The organism is Brevibacterium metallidurans, assembly GCF_037101285.1.
GTDB lineage: Bacteria > Actinomycetota > Actinomycetes > Actinomycetales > Brevibacteriaceae > Brevibacterium > Brevibacterium metallidurans.
Map to the genome: position 1 here is coordinate 142,955 of NZ_BAAAAF010000004.1, position 16,698 is coordinate 159,652.

General features: G+C 68.8%; 15 protein-coding genes. 6 read left to right on the forward strand and 9 right to left on the reverse strand.

Features of this window, described 5'->3' with window-relative positions; genetic code table 11:
• Positions 1–62: 62 nt before the first annotated feature.
• The 5 genes from AACX88_RS07130 to AACX88_RS07150 all read right to left on the reverse strand — a co-directional run bounded on the left by AACX88_RS07130 (position 63) and on the right by AACX88_RS07150 (position 4,821).
• Entirely contained in the window at positions 63–446 is a 384-nt protein-coding gene (locus tag AACX88_RS07130; protein ID WP_339392350.1) for a hypothetical protein, read from the reverse strand.
• A complete protein-coding gene (locus AACX88_RS07135; RefSeq protein WP_339392351.1) occupies positions 443–2,155 on the reverse strand; it encodes a PucR family transcriptional regulator in 1,713 nt (570 codons plus the stop codon). The genes AACX88_RS07130 and AACX88_RS07135 overlap by 4 nt, the downstream gene beginning before the upstream one ends.
• 8 nt (positions 2,156–2,163) lie before the next feature.
• On the reverse strand, positions 2,164–2,508 hold the full coding sequence (locus AACX88_RS07140) for a hypothetical protein (protein ID WP_339392352.1): 345 nt from the start codon (positions 2,506–2,508) through the stop codon (positions 2,164–2,166).
• Between the two features lie 196 nt (positions 2,509–2,704).
• Positions 2,705–3,391: a response regulator gene (locus AACX88_RS07145; protein WP_339392353.1), complete on the reverse strand. Its 687-nt coding sequence runs from the start codon at positions 3,389–3,391 to the stop codon at positions 2,705–2,707.
• Positions 3,388–4,821 (reverse strand): sensor histidine kinase, encoded by a 1,434-nt coding sequence (locus AACX88_RS07150; RefSeq protein WP_339392354.1) that lies wholly within the window; start codon positions 4,819–4,821, stop codon positions 3,388–3,390. The genes AACX88_RS07145 and AACX88_RS07150 overlap by 4 nt, the downstream gene beginning before the upstream one ends.
• A 272-nt stretch (positions 4,822–5,093) precedes the next feature.
• Here AACX88_RS07150 and AACX88_RS07155 point away from each other — a divergent pair, with 272 nt between their 5' ends.
• The gene (locus tag AACX88_RS07155; RefSeq protein ID WP_339392355.1) at positions 5,094–5,348 is read left to right on the forward strand and encodes a hypothetical protein; all 255 of its coding nucleotides are present in this window, start codon (positions 5,094–5,096) and stop codon (positions 5,346–5,348) included.
• A gap of 120 nt (positions 5,349–5,468) precedes the next feature.
• Here AACX88_RS07155 and gabT read toward each other — a convergent pair whose 3' ends face one another.
• From gabT to AACX88_RS07175, 4 genes are all read right to left on the reverse strand, one after another.
• Entirely contained in the window at positions 5,469–6,833 is a 1,365-nt protein-coding gene (gabT, locus tag AACX88_RS07160) for a 4-aminobutyrate--2-oxoglutarate transaminase (protein ID WP_339392356.1), read from the reverse strand.
• Between the two features lie 230 nt (positions 6,834–7,063).
• Positions 7,064–8,296, reverse strand: coding sequence for a CAF17-like 4Fe-4S cluster assembly/insertion protein YgfZ (gene ygfZ, locus AACX88_RS07165; protein ID WP_339392357.1), 1,233 nt, complete (start codon positions 8,294–8,296; stop codon positions 7,064–7,066).
• A 1-nt stretch (position 8,297) separates the two neighbouring features.
• Positions 8,298–8,897: a nitrobindin family protein gene (locus AACX88_RS07170; RefSeq protein WP_009380443.1), complete on the reverse strand. Its 600-nt coding sequence runs from the start codon at positions 8,895–8,897 to the stop codon at positions 8,298–8,300.
• A gap of 345 nt (positions 8,898–9,242) precedes the next feature.
• The gene (locus AACX88_RS07175; RefSeq protein ID WP_100227527.1) at positions 9,243–10,046 is read right to left on the reverse strand and encodes an ammonia permease; all 804 of its coding nucleotides are present in this window, start codon (positions 10,044–10,046) and stop codon (positions 9,243–9,245) included.
• A gap of 123 nt (positions 10,047–10,169) precedes the next feature.
• On the opposite strand from AACX88_RS07175, the gene AACX88_RS07180 reads away from it, so the two are divergent.
• The 5 genes from AACX88_RS07180 (at position 10,170) to pstS (ending at position 16,568) form a co-directional block, all read left to right on the forward strand.
• Positions 10,170–11,072, forward strand: coding sequence for a winged helix-turn-helix domain-containing protein (locus tag AACX88_RS07180; RefSeq protein ID WP_339392358.1), 903 nt, complete (start codon positions 10,170–10,172; stop codon positions 11,070–11,072).
• Positions 11,069–12,088, forward strand: coding sequence for a mycothiol synthase (mshD, locus tag AACX88_RS07185; protein WP_339392359.1), 1,020 nt, complete (start codon positions 11,069–11,071; stop codon positions 12,086–12,088). The genes AACX88_RS07180 and mshD overlap by 4 nt, the downstream gene beginning before the upstream one ends.
• A gap of 3 nt (positions 12,089–12,091) precedes the next feature.
• Positions 12,092–14,236 (forward strand): RNA degradosome polyphosphate kinase, encoded by a 2,145-nt coding sequence (locus AACX88_RS07190; protein ID WP_339392361.1) that lies wholly within the window; start codon positions 12,092–12,094, stop codon positions 14,234–14,236.
• Complete coding sequence (locus AACX88_RS07195) at positions 14,233–15,207, forward strand: NUDIX hydrolase (protein ID WP_009380429.1); 975 nt, start codon at positions 14,233–14,235, stop codon at positions 15,205–15,207. The genes AACX88_RS07190 and AACX88_RS07195 overlap by 4 nt, the downstream gene beginning before the upstream one ends.
• A 260-nt stretch (positions 15,208–15,467) precedes the next feature.
• Complete coding sequence (pstS, locus tag AACX88_RS07200) at positions 15,468–16,568, forward strand: phosphate ABC transporter substrate-binding protein PstS (RefSeq protein ID WP_339392362.1); 1,101 nt, start codon at positions 15,468–15,470, stop codon at positions 16,566–16,568.
• Positions 16,569–16,698 lie beyond the last annotated feature (130 nt).

The window sequence follows — 16,698 nt, forward strand, 5'->3', positions numbered from 1 at the left end:
TCCTCCAACGTCGACGCCAGCCGATTGTGGGATTCTCACAATGGGAGCCTCACCCGTCGTCGTCACACGTTGCGCAGCTGGACGGGGATCGACTTCCACCACCAGCCGGCCGACCGATCCCAGGTGCCGTTGGAGCGCAGGAAGGATTCGATCTTCTCGCGGGTCGTGTGGGAACCGTACTGGACTTCGATGATCGCGCCCTGGCACCGGGGCACGGCGATCGCCTCGGAGTCGTCGAAGGTCGGGAAGTCGATCACGGCGGATTCGACGATGCCGCTGTCGGGGACCCGCGAACAGTCGACGAACGAGGGCACGCTGTCGTAGAGGGCACTCTGGACGATGACCGACGACATCACCGTGCGGTACGCGAAGCAGCCGGCGAGGAACGCGACGACGAGGGTGCCGAGGATTCCTCCCGTCCACATGAGGGCACGACGGCGCCTCACGACTCGGATCCTGTCGGACGTCGACGCTGCCGGTCGAGGACGAGGAGGGAGACCTCGAGCCAGAGCCGGTCCGCTCGGCGCATCGGTGAGAGTCCGGTGAGCTCCTCGATGCGGAAGAGGCGGTGGCGCAGGGAGTTCGCGTGGACATGGAGACGCCGGGACGCCTCGGCGGAGTTGCCCACCGTCTCGAAGTACACCTCGAGGGTGCGCACGAGCTGTCCCTGATGGGCGGCATCGTGGACGGCGAGGATCTTCGCGGGCGCGGCGATCCGCGGGTCCGCCTCCGTCAGGGCATCGGCGATCTCGAGGCCGACGAGTTCGGCCGGGAGGTCCGCGGCGATCGCGGCATGGACCGAGGTCGACGACCACCCCGGCAGGTCCTCGGGGCCGCCTTCCTCAAAGGAGGCGGAGTCGGGGTCGGCGAGCGCCGCGAGGGCGTCGAACACGTAGACCGCTTCCGTCCACGACGCAGGGACGTGATCGAGGCGGTGCACACTCGCCCCCACTCCGATGGTGAGCCTCGCGCCGGTGGGCATCGTCCTCTCGAGGGTGTCGACGATGCGTTCGCGCACGTCCTCTTCGTCGGTCGCCTCGGCGGATTGGAGGAGGACGGCGACCCGACCGGCGATGCGGGCGAGGACGACATCGGCGAACGCGGCACGCAGATGGAAGCGGAGTAGCGCCTCGGTATCGGCGGGCAGCGGACCAAGGGCGAGAGCCGTGTAGTGACCGGCGAACGGCAGGGAGAGCAGGGTCGCGGCCGGGGCGAGATCGTGGGTGCCGGCGAGGATCGACCCGAGCGCCTCGGCCCGGATGCGTGCGTCGAACGGCGAGCGCCGCAGGGTCCGCAGCATGACGGGGACCGCGGCCCGGGCGGCCTCCCGGAGGATGTCGCGGACGGTTCCGGGGTCCACCTCGGCGGGGTAGGCGGCCCAGATCGTGCCGAGCATCTCCCCGTCGCTGCGCAGGGCGATGACCGAGCGCGCGGGATCGTCCGCGGTGGCCGCGCGCTCGACGACGTCGGTCGACGCGCGGACGGCCGGGAGGAATCCGGACTCCTCGAGCTGGGCGATCCGCCAATCCGGGATCGCCCCGGTGAGGATCGTCTGCTTGCGGATCTCATCGAGGTCCTCGCCGAGGTTGGCGTGGGCGAGCACGCGCGACGCCGGGTCCTCGATCGTGATCGATGCCCCAGTCGAATCCGCGATGACCGCGGCAAGCGAGCTGAGATCGTCGACATCCGGCCAGGTGAGAGCCGTGGAGGCACCCTCGGCGAGCTGCCGCAGATGAAGGAGCGTCTCCGCCCAGGTGACGCCCGCGGTGCGTTCGAGGACGAGGGGCGGGGCAGTCGTGGTGTCCGACGCGGTGCCTGACACGGAGGTTGTCGCTGGGTTGGAAGCGGCGTCGGGGCGGGCTGAGGTGCTCGGGTTGATCGCCTCATCGCCGAGGTGGGCGTGCGAACCCGGGGCGACGACGAGGGCTACCGCGCCGTGGAATTCACCGAGGCGGCGGGCGAGGTTCGCCGCTGCCTCGGTGATGAGGACGACCGTCCCGTTCAGTCCGCGAGGGTCGCTGCGGTCGACGTCGAGGTCGAGGTCGAAGTCGATGCGTCGGACCGCGGTGTCGCCGTCGGTGCGGTTGAGCGGCAGGAGGATGCCGGCCGAGTCGCGGATGAGACGTGCGAGGGTGAGAGTCGTCGGTTCACTCATAGGCCCACTCAATCACGGATCTCGTCCGCGGCATCCGGGGCCTGTGGTGTGGACTGATGCGCAGGAGACGTCGTCGGCGCGGACGGAATGTGCGCCGTCGCCTGTGATGCAGCCGGTGTCGCGGGCTGGTGCGCAGACGTGCCCGTATGCGCCGAATCGGTGGGGACGAGGTGCGCGAAGGATCGGGTGCGGTCCGCTGCCTTCTGCGCCTTGAGCCGATCACCGAGCAGCCGATTGACCTTGATGAGCACGGCCAAGCCGACGATGAGGATTGCGAGGACGAGCACCGTCACCGCGACGTAGACGAGTGTGATCAGGAACCCCACGGCCCCCATCGACATGTCCATGTCCATTCGAATCGCCTCTTCCCCGTCGCTCCGTTCCGCCGAGCACAGGCACTATCCCGCGCTCGGGCCGCCGCACGTCGACGACGTCCCAGCCATCCACTCTGACGGGCGCGCAGCCATGTGTCATCGCACGAAAGGATGAGATTGCGCGACTTTCTCAGGACCCGACCGTCCCGCACCGCCTATTCGGGCGAGCAGAAGCCTATTCGGGCGAGTAGAACTTGTACTGGATCGCTCGGACGACGACCTGCGCGAGGTTCTTCGCGCCGAGCTTGATCCGCAAATTCCGGGCGTGGCTCTTCACCGTGTGCATCGTGATGAAGTGCCTCTCGGCGATCTCCGAATAGTCGCGGCCCTCGCAGACTTCGATGAGCACGGTGTGCTCCATCTCGGTGAGGACAGGTGCCTGGGAGGGCACGTCGGGAACGGTGTCCCCGCTGATGAGGATGTCCTCGGCCAGGGATTGCAGCAGCACGGGCGAGTCCCCGTCGAGGGCCGCCTCGGCGACCCGGAGGAGTTCGGCATCGGAGGCGGACTTGTTGACGGCGGCCATCGCTCCGGCCTCGAGCGCGCGGGCGAGACCGGGACCGGGAGACACCGTGGTGAGCAGGACGATCGTGGCCTTCGGCTCGAGCGCGATGATCTCCTTCGTCGCGTCGACCCCGCTCATCCCCGGCGGCATGTTGACGTCCATGAGCACGAGGCTCGGTCGCATGCGGGCGAAGGCCTCGACACCGGCCTCACCGGAATGCTGAGGGTCGAGGACGTCGAAGGATCCTGACTCCCGCAGCGCCGCGGCGACGGCCCGCGTCGTCCACCGGTCGTCGTCGACGATGAGCACCGAGGCGGGCCGCACCGCAGCCGTCGGTTCAGCTGTCGGTTCGCTCACGCCCGTCGGTCCTCGAGGCGGCGATGGGAGTGTCCGCGGTGGAGGGTCAGCTCCTCATCCTCCGGGGAACCGACGGATCGTCCGGTCCCATTGCGCGTGGCGATGCTCAGAGAGCGGTCATGACCGGAAGTCGCGCCGACCGCGCCCGAATGACCGATGCCCGCACTGTCCGCACCGCTGGTCAGCGCAGCCGATCTCGCGTTCTGATCGCGGAAGTCGTCCTTGACGGGCACGGCTTCGACGCCCACCTCGGAGTCGACGAGTTCGAGCGGATGGGTGACGGTGACGACGACCCGGCCCTGCGGATCCGCGCTGACGAGAACCCGGCCGCCGACCGCCTCGGCGCGGGTGTTCAGGGACCGCGGCACCTGGGTCAGGGGCGCGTCGGCGACGTTGATGCTCGTGTAGCTGAGTTCGACCGACCGCGGAACGGTCCGGCGGGCGACGATCTCGAGGGTCGACGCGGTGCCGGGGGTCGAATAGCGGATGACGTTCGTCGCGAGTTCGAGGATGAACGCGGTGAAGTGCTCGCCCACGGCCGGCGAGGCGAATTCGGGCAGGGTGCCCACGGTCGTCGAGACGCGCACTCCCCCGGCCGCACTGCCGTCCTCGATCGCTGAGGTGAGCAGGTGCGCTTCGGCCTGGAGCTCGATGTGGGGGCTGGTCGGGGCATCCTCGCGGAGGCGGCCGACGAGCTGGCGCAGTCGCTTCGCAGCCTCGGCGTTGACCATCGCGAGTTCGGCGATCATCCGATCCGAACCGAGCGCGTGCGGGTTCCGGCCGAGCGTCTTGATGATCGCCGCCTCGGTCGACAGAGAGTGCGAGATCGTGTCGTGGGTGTCGCTCGTGAAGCGCGTCCGCATCGTCTCGAGCGCTCTCGCGTTCTCCGCGGCCGCCTGTTCTCGGCGGGTGATCTCGCGACGGATCCGCAGTTCGACGAAACCGGCGGCCGCACCGACGAGGCACGTCGTCAGCCAGCCGTAGCCGAGGTCGATGAGGCCTTCGGGACCGCCGTCGAGTCCACCCTGCGCGGTCGCGGTCAGCTGATAGGCGAGCAGGCACAGCGTCCCGAGTCCGGCCGCCCACCAGCGCATATAGCTGAACAGGACGGCGGTGGCGAGGATGAGCGACTCCGTGAACATGTTCTCGAAGTCGGGGTACTGCCAGAGGAACACGCCGCTGAGGACCGCCGAGGAGATGACGGCGGTGAACGGCAGGAACGGTGCGACGACGATGAGGACGTAGGCGAGTGCGGTGAGGGCTACGTAGAGCGGTTCGTCGAGTTCGAAGGCTCCCGGGACGAGGGCGGTCAGTCCCATGACAAGAGCGAAGGCCCGGATGGGCAGATCGACGAAGCGCGGTCCGCGCAGGAATCGCCACACCGAGGTGCTTCCTCGAGCCCCGGATCCGTCCTCTGTCAACGCACGCATGACTACTATTGTCCTACATCTGCGCCGTTTTCGCCTCGTTCGTCCCGCCATCGTGTGAGTCGCCCTGCGAGCGCCGCAGACGGAGATCAGTGCTGCAGGTCGCGCGTGCGACTCACACCGGCGTCGGCAAGAGCAGATCGCGGACCCGATCTCATCCTTTCGTGTGAGGCCATCGGGCCCGCACGGCGACTACGATGACCTCGGCCGCCCGTCGTCGAACCGACCTGGATTGGGCCGCTCACCCTCGTCACCGTCACCCCAAGGACCCCCTCATGATCAGAAGCTGGCTGCGGAACACTTCGAAGCGGACCGTGGGAATCGTCGTCGTCATCCTCTGTCTCGTCCTCATCGCGGTTCCCGCGGCGATCCTCAACGGTGCTCTGTCCTTCCTTTTCGACTCCCCCGAGGAGGGGCTCCTCTCGTTCGTCATCGTCCTCGGCCTCGGGGTGGCGATGCTCGTCGGCGAGCTCGCGATCGACACCGTCAGAGAGAAGATCGCCGAGCGGCGTCGCGGCAACACCCGCTGACTCCCCCAACGCGAACGACCCTGCCCGCACCCCGACCGGAAGGAATCCGGTACCGGGTGCGAGCAGGGTCGCAGTCGTTCAGCTCAGCGCCGACGACCGGGCTCGGCCGTCGATCGCTGTTCAGCCGAGGATCTCGGCGAGACCGGCTTCGATGACGTCGAAGCCGTCGTTCAGCAGTTCGTCGGAGATCGTCAGCGGCGGGAGGAAGCGCAGCACGTTGCCGAAGGTGCCCGTCGTGAGGACGAGGACGCCGTTCTTCGCCGCGTAGGCCGCGAGCTCCTTGACGAGTTCGGGGTTCGGGTCGATCGAGTCTCGCTTGACGAACTCGGCGGCGATCATGGCGCCGCGGCCGCGGATGTCGCCGATCTCCGGGTACTTCGCCTGGAGCTTGACGAGACGATCGGTGATGAGTTCGCCGATCTCGGTCGCGCGTTCGAGCAGGCCGTCGTTCTCATACGCCTCGATCGCACCGAGGGCGGCCGCACACGCGGTGGGGTTGCCGCCGTAGGTGCCGCCGAGGCGGCCCGGGCCGACCGAGTCCATGATCTCCGCGCGACCGGTCACGGCCGAGAGCGGCAGACCGCCGGCGATGCCCTTCGCGGTGGTGATGAGGTCGGGGACGATGTCCTCCCATTCGGAGGCGAACATCTTGCCCGTGCGGGCGAAGCCGGCCTGGACCTCGTCGGCGACGAAGACGATGCCGTTCTCACCAGCGAACTCGACGAGTGTCGGCAGGAAGCCCTCGGCGGGAACGATGAAGCCGCCCTCGCCCTGGATGGGCTCGATGACGATCGCGGCGACGTGCTCGGCGCCGATCTGCTTCTCGATCATCGTGATGACGCGCTTGGCCGCCTCTTCACCGCTGACCTTCGTGCCGGCCGCGTCGTTGTCGCGGAACGGGTAGGACATGGGCGCGCGGTAGACCTCACCGGCGAAGGGACCGAAGCCGGCCTTGTAGGGGTGGGCCTTCGCGGTCATCGCCATCGTCAGGTTCGTGCGACCGTGGTACGCGTGGTCGAAGACGACGACGGCGTCCCGGCCGGTGTGGGCACGGGCGATCTTCACGGCGTTCTCGACCGCCTCGGCGCCCGAGTTGAGCAGCACGGTCCGCTTCTCGTGGTCACCGGGGGTGAGCCGGTTGAGCGCCTCGGCGACCTCGACGTAGCTCTCGTACGGGTTGACCATGAAGCACGTGTGCGTGAAGGCCTCGAGCTGCTCGGTCGCGGCCTTGACGACGCGGGGGTTCGAGTTGCCTGCGGTGGTCACGGCGATGCCCGAGCCCAGGTCGATGAGCTGGTTGCCATCGACGTCCTTGAGGATTCCTCCTCCGGCGGCCACGACGTAGGCCGGCAGGCTCGAGCCGACACCGGTCGCGACGGCGCTCGACCGCCTGGCCTCGATCTCACGGGACTTCGGTCCCGGGATCTCGGTGACGATCTTGCGTTCCTGCGGCAGCGCTTCGCCGCCAATCTCCAAAGCTGTCATAACGGGAACAATAGAGTGTGGCGACGGTTCTTGTCATACCGAGTCCGTCAGGTGGGCAGAACCCGTATTCAGGCCTGCCGAAAGGTGCGGAATCCGTCGTCACCTCGACGTCACCGTCGCGGTCGTTCCGGAGTCACGGCAGGGGCTCTCATCACGGACGATCCCCTTGCCGAGGCGACCGACCGTCACCGGGGCACCCCCACCTCGGCGCGGGGCCGGGTGAGGAGGTCTCAGCGGTGCTGATTCCGCATGTCGACGTCGCGGTTGCGGCCGGGCAGGGTCCGGTCGTGTCCGCGCTCGGGGGCGACGATGATCTCCTGGGCACCGGTGACGATCCCGCCCTCGCCGAGGTCGACGCTGAGCGGGGCGTCGGCGGCGACGGTGCGCTTGACGACCGCGAGCCCGATGGGCCCGAGCTCGTAATGCTGGGCGACCGAGGTCAGCTCACCCACGGGACGCTGCGTGCCGCGGACGGCGGCGAGCACCTCGGCGCCGGGATCGGGGTGGATGTGCCCGGACCCGTCGAGGTGGACGAAGACGAGGCGCCGGGGCGGCTGGCCGAGGTTGTGCACCCGGGCGACGGCCTCCTGACCGCGGTAGCAGCCCTTCGCGAGGTGGACGGAGGTGCGGAGCAGGTCGAGTTCGCCGACGAGGGACTTGTGGTCGATCTCGTTGCGGCCCGGCCGCCAGGCGGCGACCCGCAGGGCCTCCCACGCGTCGAATCCGGCGAGGCGGTATTCGCCGGCCGAGGTGCCGGCGAGATCGGCGCGGGCGACGATGCCGATGACGAACGGAGTCTCGAGGCCGGGGTGGTCGGTGCCGGCGACGTGCTCGCCGAGGTCGACCTGCGCGTACGAAGCCGAGCCCGTGCCGATATGAGGCCACGGATCGGCCCAGACCCGGGTGACCGGCAGGGATTCGGGGAGGGCGCGCACGGCGCCGATGGCCTGGAAGTCGTCGCTGAGGTCCTCGATCTCCACGCGCATCATGAAGACCATGCGGCGGAGGAAGTCGAGGGTGTCATCGGTGCGCAGGTCGCTCAGCGCCCACAGCGCCTCACCGTCGTCGATGAGCCGCAGCCAGCCTTCGATGCGGCCGTTGGGGTCGAGGACGAGGGTCTCGGTGGAGACCCCAGGGGCCAGGGTGTCGAGCTTCTGCGTCGTGATCGAGTTGAGCCAGGTGAGCCGGTCGGCTCCGGTGAGGCGGAGGACGCGCAGGTGCGGGAGGTCGACGATCGCGCCGCGTTCGGCGAGCGCCCGCTGTTCGCGCAACGGCTCCCCGTAGTGCATCGGCGTCTGTGCGAGATCCCCGGCGCCGAGGACCGCGGACGAACTCAGGCCGCGCGGCAGGGACGACGGTCGCGGAGGCGGGGCCGCCTCGGCGGGGGTGGTGTCACCTGCACCCGCAGGGGTGTCGGTCGGGTCCGCTACGGGGCGGGTCTCGGGGTCCGGTGTCCCGATCATCTCAGCTGAGCTTCTTCAGCCTCGCCGAGGAGTGGGTGGCGAGTTCGTGGCCGAGGGCGGCCATGTCCCATGCCCACATCAGCTCGCCGCCGACGAGACCGTACATGCGGGTCGAGGCCGTGTACTCCTTCGCGGTCTTCGTCCTGGCCACGACGTCGGTGCTCAGGTCGATGCGCGGGCCCTTGACGTAGCCGGCGTAGAGCTCCATGACACCGTGGGGGTGGACGATCTCGGCTTCGATCTCGAAGGCGTCGTCGTTCGTCCGCAGGGTCTCGACCGCCGCCGCCGAGGTGAAGCTCGGCTCCTCGGTGGGCACGAGCATCCCGGGTCCGACGTCCCCGGCATCGCGCGGGCGCACGAGCTGCCAGATCCCGGTCTCCAGGGTCAGGGTCGAGTCGAGTTCGCCGTCCTCGGTGAGCAGCCACGCGTGCGCGTTGTACTGGAGGTACGGGGTGCCCGGGTGCGCGACGAATTCGATGCGCTGGCCGAACTGCTTCTCAGGGGTGTCGGCGTATCCGACGACGCCGACGCCTTCCCACGAGCCGATGAGCCACGAGAGGGGAACGAGTTCCGGGTTGACTGAGGCGTCGATCTCGATCATGGGTATCAGCGATTGACCACGATGAGGGACTTGACGACCTTGTACGCGACACCCGCTGCGCCGAGCGCGGCGATGCCGACGAGACCGGAGAAGACGATTTCGAGCAGAACGAGGTTTTCTTCCATGCCGCTCAGTCTACAGTCCGAGCCCTGACGTGCGACAACCGTCCGGGCGCCGGCTCAGCGGCGGCCTCGCACTTGTTCGTGCCGCGCCGCCCGGCGGCAACCCTCCGGACGCTGAGCAACCCTGCGGCGAAGGGCGTGCTTGCCGGCAACCTTCCGGGCGCTGGGCAACCGTGCGCCAGGTTGCCGAGCGCCCGGAGGGTTGCTGAGAACGGAGGGTGGCTCAGAGGGCGATGCGCTCGAGGGCGTAGACGACGACGCCGCCCAGGGCGATGGGGGCCGCGCCGAGGGCGAGCTGGACCGCGAAGCTGCGGGCCTTCTCGACGTTGCGCTTGAGTTCGATGTTCTGCGACAGCTCGAGGTTCGCCGCCTGGTACTGGGCGTAGGCGATGAGGCCGAGCATCCGGTCGACCCCGGCGACGAGGAGGCCCATGACCGCGCCGAGGATGAGCGCGATCGGCCACGTGAAGCTGCTGTCGAGGATGATCACGGACATGATGCCGGCGACCGCCGTCGACATCGCGACCGCGAGCGGGGAGGTGTAGATCGCCGGCCACGGCAGCGCCGTCATGCACTGGGCGGCGATGATCGCGACGAGGCCGACGACGATCGCCTCCTTGTCCCCGGGCACGGTGGCCGCCGCGACCCAGGTGCTCGCGGAGAGCACGATGACGACGCCGGCGACCTGCGCGGAGACGTTGGCGACCGCATCCGAGGCGCCCATGCCGCGGGTGAGGTTCTGCACGAAGGTCCACAGCAGTCCGAGGCCCGCGAGGACGGGAAGCCAGTCGAGGTAGGGTGCGGTGTCGTCCTGCCATGCGGCGAAGAGTCCCGCGAGGCCGAAGAGGGCGAGCATGATCGAGGTCGCCCGCGGCTGCGGGGAGTCGGTGAGGCGCGGCCAGCCGTAGGAGACGCCCAGGACGATGAGTCCGGTCGCGATCACGAAGAGCGTGTAGCCCCAGTACACCGACCCGCTCAGGGCGACGGCGAGGGCAAGCGCGACTGCTACTCGAATCCATCTGATCACTCATCTATCGTGCCCTATCGCCCCCACCGGCGACGATTCGTGAAACGCCGCCGGGACGCAACCCGCGGCCTCGATATACTTTGGCTCAGGCCGCACACACGTCGATGAGGGGGCACGCAGAGCATGAGGATCCTGCACGTCTGCCCCTCCCCCGCGCTCGCGGCCCCACTTGCCCCGCAGGCTCTGGAATACCTCGGCCACCAGGTCGAACGCATCAGCGCCGAGGAGGTCCCCGGCTCCACGACCACCGCTGACGTCGCCGTCGTCGACGCCTGCCTCGACCTCTCCCTGGCTCCGCGGATCGGCGCCGTCCTTGACTCCGCCGGCCTCAGCCTGCCCATCGTTGTCGTCCTCACCGAGGGCGGCCTGGCGACCGCCTCGGCGAAGTGGGAGGTCACCGACATCATCCTCACCACGGCCGGCCCCGCCGAGGTGGAGGCCCGGCTCCGCCTCGCCCGCGACCGTTTCCGCTCTGCGGGCTCTCCCGCCGCCGGTCAGGGACCCACCCGCCTCGGCGAGCGTGCCGGAGCCGGCAGCGCGGGACCGGTGGGCGGGTGGAACGAGAACGGCGAGCCGATGGTCGTCGTCACCGGCGCCCTGCGCATCGACGAGACCTCATTCACCGCCGACCTCGGTGGCCGGGCGCTCGACCTCACCTACCGCGAGTTCTCGCTGCTGAAGTTCTTCGCGATGCATCCGGAGCGGGTCTTCACCCGCGATGAGATCCTCCTCGGCGTATGGGGCGACGACTACTACGGCGGCACCCGCACCGTCGACGTCCACGTCAGGCGGCTGCGGGCGAAGCTCGGCAAGGACCTCGAGAACGCGATCCACACCGTCCGCAACGTCGGCTACCGGTTCAGCCCCGACGCCGGGGCCGGTGACGACGACGAGGAGGGCGACCCCGGCCCCGGCAGGACTTCCGACGACACCGCGGGACCCGCCGAACCACGCGACGCCGGCCCCGGCAGGACTTCCGCCGCTGCCGCGACCAGCCACCCCGCCGATGAGGAGATGAGTGCATGAGAATCGCCGCGTCCGGTGCCGTCACTGGCACCCCGATCGACACCGTCACCGAGGCGGAGCTTCACTTCCTCGAGCGCGTGGCCGAATCCGACGGGGCGCCGGAGATCTCGGGCGGGCTCCTCGCGATCGCCCGCGGTGAGGATCGCAGCCACGGCGCCCAGACGGCCTCGAGCGTGTGGCGCGTCTACGGAGGCGACCCGACCCCCGGCGGCTCGACCCCAGCCGACGGCACGGCACCAGCCGGCGACTCGACCCCAGCCGACGACCCATCAGCCGCCGAGCTCATCGGCTTCGGGATCCGGGCGCGCCAGGGCGAGCGCCACGCCGCCGAGTTCCTCATCGCCCCCGAGCATCGCGGCCGGGGTCTCGGCGAGACACTGCTGAGCACGATCCTCACCGAACAGCCCGAGGCATGGTGCTGGGCTCACGGCGACTCCCCCGCGGCTCGGCATCTCGCGGACAAGCATGGGCTCAGCCGCGACCGCGTGCTCTTCCAGATGCGCACCGACGACGGCCTCACCATCGCCGACCTCCCCGAGGTCAGCGTCCCCGAGGGCGTGAGGCTGCGCTCGTTCGCCCCCGGCGACGAAGCCGGCTGGCTGCGGGTGAACAACGCGGCCTTCGACTGGCACCCGGAACAGGGTGCGCAGACGCTTGACGACATCGCGGCCATCGTCGGCGCCGCGGACTTCGATCCCGACTCGGTCATCCTCGCCGTCCGCGACGGCGAGATCATCGGCTTCCACGAGACGAAGCTCACCGACGGTCCGGACGGCCGCCTCGGCGAGGTCTACGTCGTCGGAGTCGACCCCGCGATCCACGCGAAGGGGGTGGGCCGGGCGCTCACACTCGAGGGGATGCGGCGGATGGTCGCGGCCGGGGCGCAGGCGATCGAACTCTACGTCGAGTCCGACAATGCACCGGCGCTAGGCTTGTACGAGCGACTGGGGTTCCACGTCGCGGTCGCGCATGTCTCCTATGCGCCGGCTTCCTCGACTCAGAGCACTCAGGAGTAATCGATGTACGACGTCATCGCAGCCGGGCGCGAGCTCGACCTGCCCGATCCCGCCGACCGATTCCTCGACCGCGAACTCAGCTGGCTCGCCTTCAACGAACGCGTCCTCGCCCTCGCCTCCGACCCGGAGGTCCCGCTGCTCGAGCGGGTGCGCTTCCTCTCGATCTTCGCCTCCAACCTCGACGAGTTCTTCATGGTCCGCGTCGCCGGCCTCAAACGCCGCATCAACACGGGCCTCGCCGTGCCGACCGTGACCGGGCGGATGCCGCTGCAGGTCATGCACGCGATCAGCATCCGAGCGCATGAGCTCATGACCCGGCACGCGGAGCTGCTCAAGAACGTCATCGGACCCCAGCTCGACGCCGAGTCGATCTCGAAGGTCTCGATGGACGAGCTCACCGACACCGAACGGGCCCGCGTCGACGAGTTCTTCGCCGGTCACGTCTTCCCCGTCCTCACCCCGCTCGCCGTCGACCCGGCCCACCCGTTCCCCTACATCTCCGGGCTCTCCCTCAACCTCGGCGTCCTCCTGCGCTATCCCGACTCCGGCAAGGAGCTCTTCGCCCGGGTCAAGGTGCCCCCGCGCCTGCCCCGGTTCTTCAATGTCGCCGAGACGACTGACCGTCCCGCCGGACGCGACGTCCCCGCCCGCTTCGTGGCGCTCGAGGACATCATCGCCGCCCACCTCGACGCCCTCTTCGACGGCATGGAGGTCATCCACCACTCGACGTTCCGGGTCACCCGCAACGAGGACCTCGAGGTCGAGGAGGACGACGCGGAGAACCTCCTCAAGGCCCTGGAGAAGGAGCTGCTGCGGCGGCGCTTCGGCCCGGCCGTGCGCGTCGAGATCACCGAGGACATCCATCCGCGGGTCCGGGAGATGCTCAAGGACGAACTCGGCATCGACGAATCCGAGATCTACCAGCTGCCGACCCCGCTCGACCTCTCCGGCATGTCCGACATCGCCGACGTCCCCCGCGACGACCTCCACTTCCCGAAGATGGTCCCGCAGATGAACAAGGACCTCTCCCTGCGGGAGTCGAGCGACCAGGTCGACGTGTTCGCCGCGGTCTCGAGCCGCGACATCCTCCTCCACCACCCCTACGATTCGTTCTCCACGAGCGTCCAGGCCTTCCTCGAGCAGGCCGCGGCGGACAAGAACGTGCTCGCGATCAAGCAGACGCTCTACCGCACCTCCGGCGACTCCCCGATCATCGATGCCCTCGTCGACGCCGCGCAGTCGGGCATCCAGGTTCTCGCGGTCGTCGAGATCAAGGCCCGCTTCGACGAGGAGGCCAACATCACGTGGGCCCGCAAGCTCGAACGCGCCGGCGTCCACGTCGTCTACGGCATCGTCGGGCTCAAGACCCATGCGAAGCTCTCCCTCGTCGTCCGGCAGGAGGCCGAGGGACTCGCACGCTACTGCCACGTCGGCACCGGCAACTACCACCCGAAGACCGCGCGCCTCTATGAGGACTTCGGCCTGCTGACGAAGGACAAGGCCGTCGCCGACGACCTGACGAAGCTGTTCAACCAGCTCTCCGGCTACGCCCCGCGCGCCGAGTACTCCCGCCTCCTCGTCGCCCCCACCCGGGTGCGGGCCGGGCTCATCGAGCTCATCGATGCGGAGATCGCGATCGCCGAGGCGGGCGGTGAGGGCTGCGTGCGGATCAAGGTCAACTCGATCGTCGACGAGGGCATCATCGACGCCCTCTACCGGGCCTCCCGGGCAGGGGTCTCCGTCGAGGTCTTCGTCCGCGGCATCTGCGCCCTGCGTCCGGGGATCCCCGGGCTGAGCGAGAACATCACCGTCCGCTCCGTGCTCGGCCGGTTCCTCGAGCATTCCCGGGCCTTCGTCTTCGGCAACGGCGGCGACCCGATCGTCTACATCGGCTCGGCGGACATGATGCACCGCAACCTCGACCGGCGGGTGGAGACGCTCGTCGAACTCGTCGCCGCGAACCATCGGGCGGAGATCATCGAACTCTTCGATCTCGCGTTCGCGCCCACCACCTCGGCGTTCGAACTCTCCGGGGACGGGACGTGGACGCGGATGACGCACGGACCCGACGGGGAGGAGCTCACCGACTACCAGTCCGAGCTCATCCGCAGGCACCGGAAGCGACGGCAGATCGGGGAGGACGCGTGAGTCCCTCGACGGTCGCATCCGCGCAGGCGTCCTCGCGGGTCACCGCCGACATCCTCGCCGCCGGCGCCGTGTGCTGGCGCAACGGCGCCGAGGGCATCGAAGTCGCCCTCATCCACCGCCCGCGCTACAACGACTGGTCGTGGCCCAAGGGAAAGGTCGAACCCGGGGAGACGCTGCCCGAGGCGGCGATCCGGGAGGTCAGGGAGGAGACGGGCTTCGACGTCCGTCTCGGCGTGCCCCTGCCCACCGCGGAGTACATGGTCGGGGGGAAGAATCTCAAGAAGGTCTTCTACTGGTCCGCCGAGGTCAAGGGGGAGGCGACGTTCGCCCCGCACAATCCGCGCGAGGTCGATGAGGCCGTGTGGCTGCCCATCGCCGAGGCGCGCACGAAGCTCACCGCGTACGCCGACCGGGAGCAGCTCGACGCGCTCGAGAAGTTCGACGAGACGGATGCACTGCGGGCGTGGCCGCTCATCCTCGTCCGCCACGGCAAGGCGTTCCCGCGCGCGAAGTGGTACGAGACGGAGCACGTGCGCCCTCTGCTCGCCCTCGGCACCCGGCAGGCGATGGCCCTGACCGGGCTGCTCTCGGCGTGGGAGGTGAGGAAGCTCGTCTCGAGTCCGTGGAAGCGCTGCGTGGCCACGCTCGCGCCGTTCTCCGCAGCCACGGGCAAGTCGATCAAGAAGGTCTCGACGCTGAGCGAGAAGGCCACCGCGGCCAACCCGGACAAGACCGCCCGCTACATCGAGAAGCTGCTCGAGAAGGGTAAGCCGACCGCGTTCTGCACGCATCGTCCGGTGCTGCCGACGATCCTGCGGGTCTTCGCCGAGCACGCGCCCAAGCGGGTCGCCCAGGTCCTGCCGACCGAGGACCCCTACCTCAAACCCGGGGAGATCCTCGTCGCCTACGTCCGCCCGGGCACGGTCGCGCGCATCGTCGAGATCGAGCGGTTCCGGCCGATCGACGCCTAGGGGCGACCGCCTCGGCGGGGAGATCCGGGGACGGCGGCAGCGGTCGGAGTCATGCCGGTGGGCACACGCACCTCGGCGGGGAGTCTTTCACGATTCGGCCGTTCCCTGTGATCGAGCACTCAGCACGCCCCCAACCCTTCAGCGTCCATTCACCTTCCGTTCACTGAGCAAATCCCCAGCCTTTACACACCCTCTTTAGCGTTGAAGGCGAACGATCGAGATCGCTCGAAAACGTGTGCTCAATCCAGAAAGGCATCTTCGTGAAGCTGAAGCATCTTGCCCCCACCGTCGCGTTCCTCGCAGTCGGCGCGCTCACCCTGTCGGCCTGCGGCGGAACCTCCGCCACCGGAGAGTCCGCCAGCGGCGGCGAAAGTAACCTGCAGGGCACCATCACCGGCATCGGCGCCTCCTCGCAGAAGGCCGCCATGGACGCGTGGACCGCTGACTTCACCTCGGCGAACTCCGGCGTGACCGTCAACTACTCGCCCGACGGTTCGGGTGCCGGACGCGAGCAGTTCCTCGCCGGCAACGCCCAGTTCGCCGGTTCGGACGCCGCTCTCGACGATTCCGAGGCCGAGAAGGCCAAGGAGGTCTGCGGACCCGACGGAGCCTTCGAGTTCCCGGTCTACATCTCCCCGATCGCCGTGGCGTTCAACGTCGAGGGCGTCGACTCGCTCAACCTCTCCCCCGACACGATCGCGAAGATCTTCAAGGGCGAGATCACCAACTGGAACGATGCGGCGATCAAGGCCGACAACCCCGACGCCACGCTTCCCGATCTCAAGATCACCGCCGTCCACCGCGCCGACGACTCGGGCACGACGGAGAACTTCACCGATTACCTCAAGTCCACTGCCGGCAAGGTCTGGGACCAGGAGCCGGACGGCAACTTCCCGAAGAGCTACGGCGGCGAGGCCGCCCAGGGCACCGACGGCGTCGTCCAGACCGTCACCGACACCAACGGCGCGATCGGCTACGCCGACGCCTCGGCCGTCGGTTCGCTCAAGTCCGCCAAGATCAAGGTCGGCAACGAGTTCGTCGAGCTCTCCCCCGAGGCTGCGACCAAGGTCCTCGACGCTTCGCAGAAGGTCGAAGGCCGCGGCGAAGGCGACCTCGCCTTCGACCTCGCCCGCGACACCACCGAGTCCGGCGCCTACCCGATCGTCCTCGTCTCGTACCACATCGTGTGCTCGTCGTACGCCGACCAGAACACCGTCGACATGGTCAAGGCCTGGGAGAAGTACGTCGTCTCGGAAGAGGGACAGGCCTCGGCTGCCGAATCGGCCGGTTCCGCCCCGCTGTCGAACGACCTGCGCTCGCAGATCAACACCGTCCTCGACTCCATCAAGGTCTCAGGCTGAAACTGACGCTTTGACCTGGAACTCCGTACAGTCGAAGAGCGGCGTAGCTCGCGCTACGCCGCTCTTCGGTGCCCAGGATCGCCCTCTGATCCACACTCGTCACCTGAGGAGCAGCTGTGCCGACCAGCAC

Coding starts and splice junctions, on each gene's coding strand:
- AACX88_RS07135 (WP_339392351.1), bottom strand. CDS start 2,155: ATGAGTGAACCGACGACTCTCACCCTCGCACGTCTCATCCGCGACTCG.
- AACX88_RS07140 (WP_339392352.1), bottom strand. CDS start 2,508: ATGGACATGGACATGTCGATGGGGGCCGTGGGGTTCCTGATCACACTC.
- AACX88_RS07150 (WP_339392354.1), bottom strand. CDS start 4,821: ATGCGTGCGTTGACAGAGGACGGATCCGGGGCTCGAGGAAGCACCTCG.
- AACX88_RS07155 (WP_339392355.1), top strand. CDS start 5,094: ATGATCAGAAGCTGGCTGCGGAACACTTCGAAGCGGACCGTGGGAATC.
- gabT (WP_339392356.1), bottom strand. CDS start 6,833: ATGACAGCTTTGGAGATTGGCGGCGAAGCGCTGCCGCAGGAACGCAAG.
- ygfZ (WP_339392357.1), bottom strand. CDS start 8,296: ATGATCGGGACACCGGACCCCGAGACCCGCCCCGTAGCGGACCCGACC.
- AACX88_RS07170 (WP_009380443.1), bottom strand. CDS start 8,897: ATGATCGAGATCGACGCCTCAGTCAACCCGGAACTCGTTCCCCTCTCG.
- AACX88_RS07180 (WP_339392358.1), top strand. CDS start 10,170: ATGAGGATCCTGCACGTCTGCCCCTCCCCCGCGCTCGCGGCCCCACTT.
- mshD (WP_339392359.1), top strand. CDS start 11,069: ATGAGAATCGCCGCGTCCGGTGCCGTCACTGGCACCCCGATCGACACC.
- AACX88_RS07190 (WP_339392361.1), top strand. CDS start 12,092: ATGTACGACGTCATCGCAGCCGGGCGCGAGCTCGACCTGCCCGATCCC.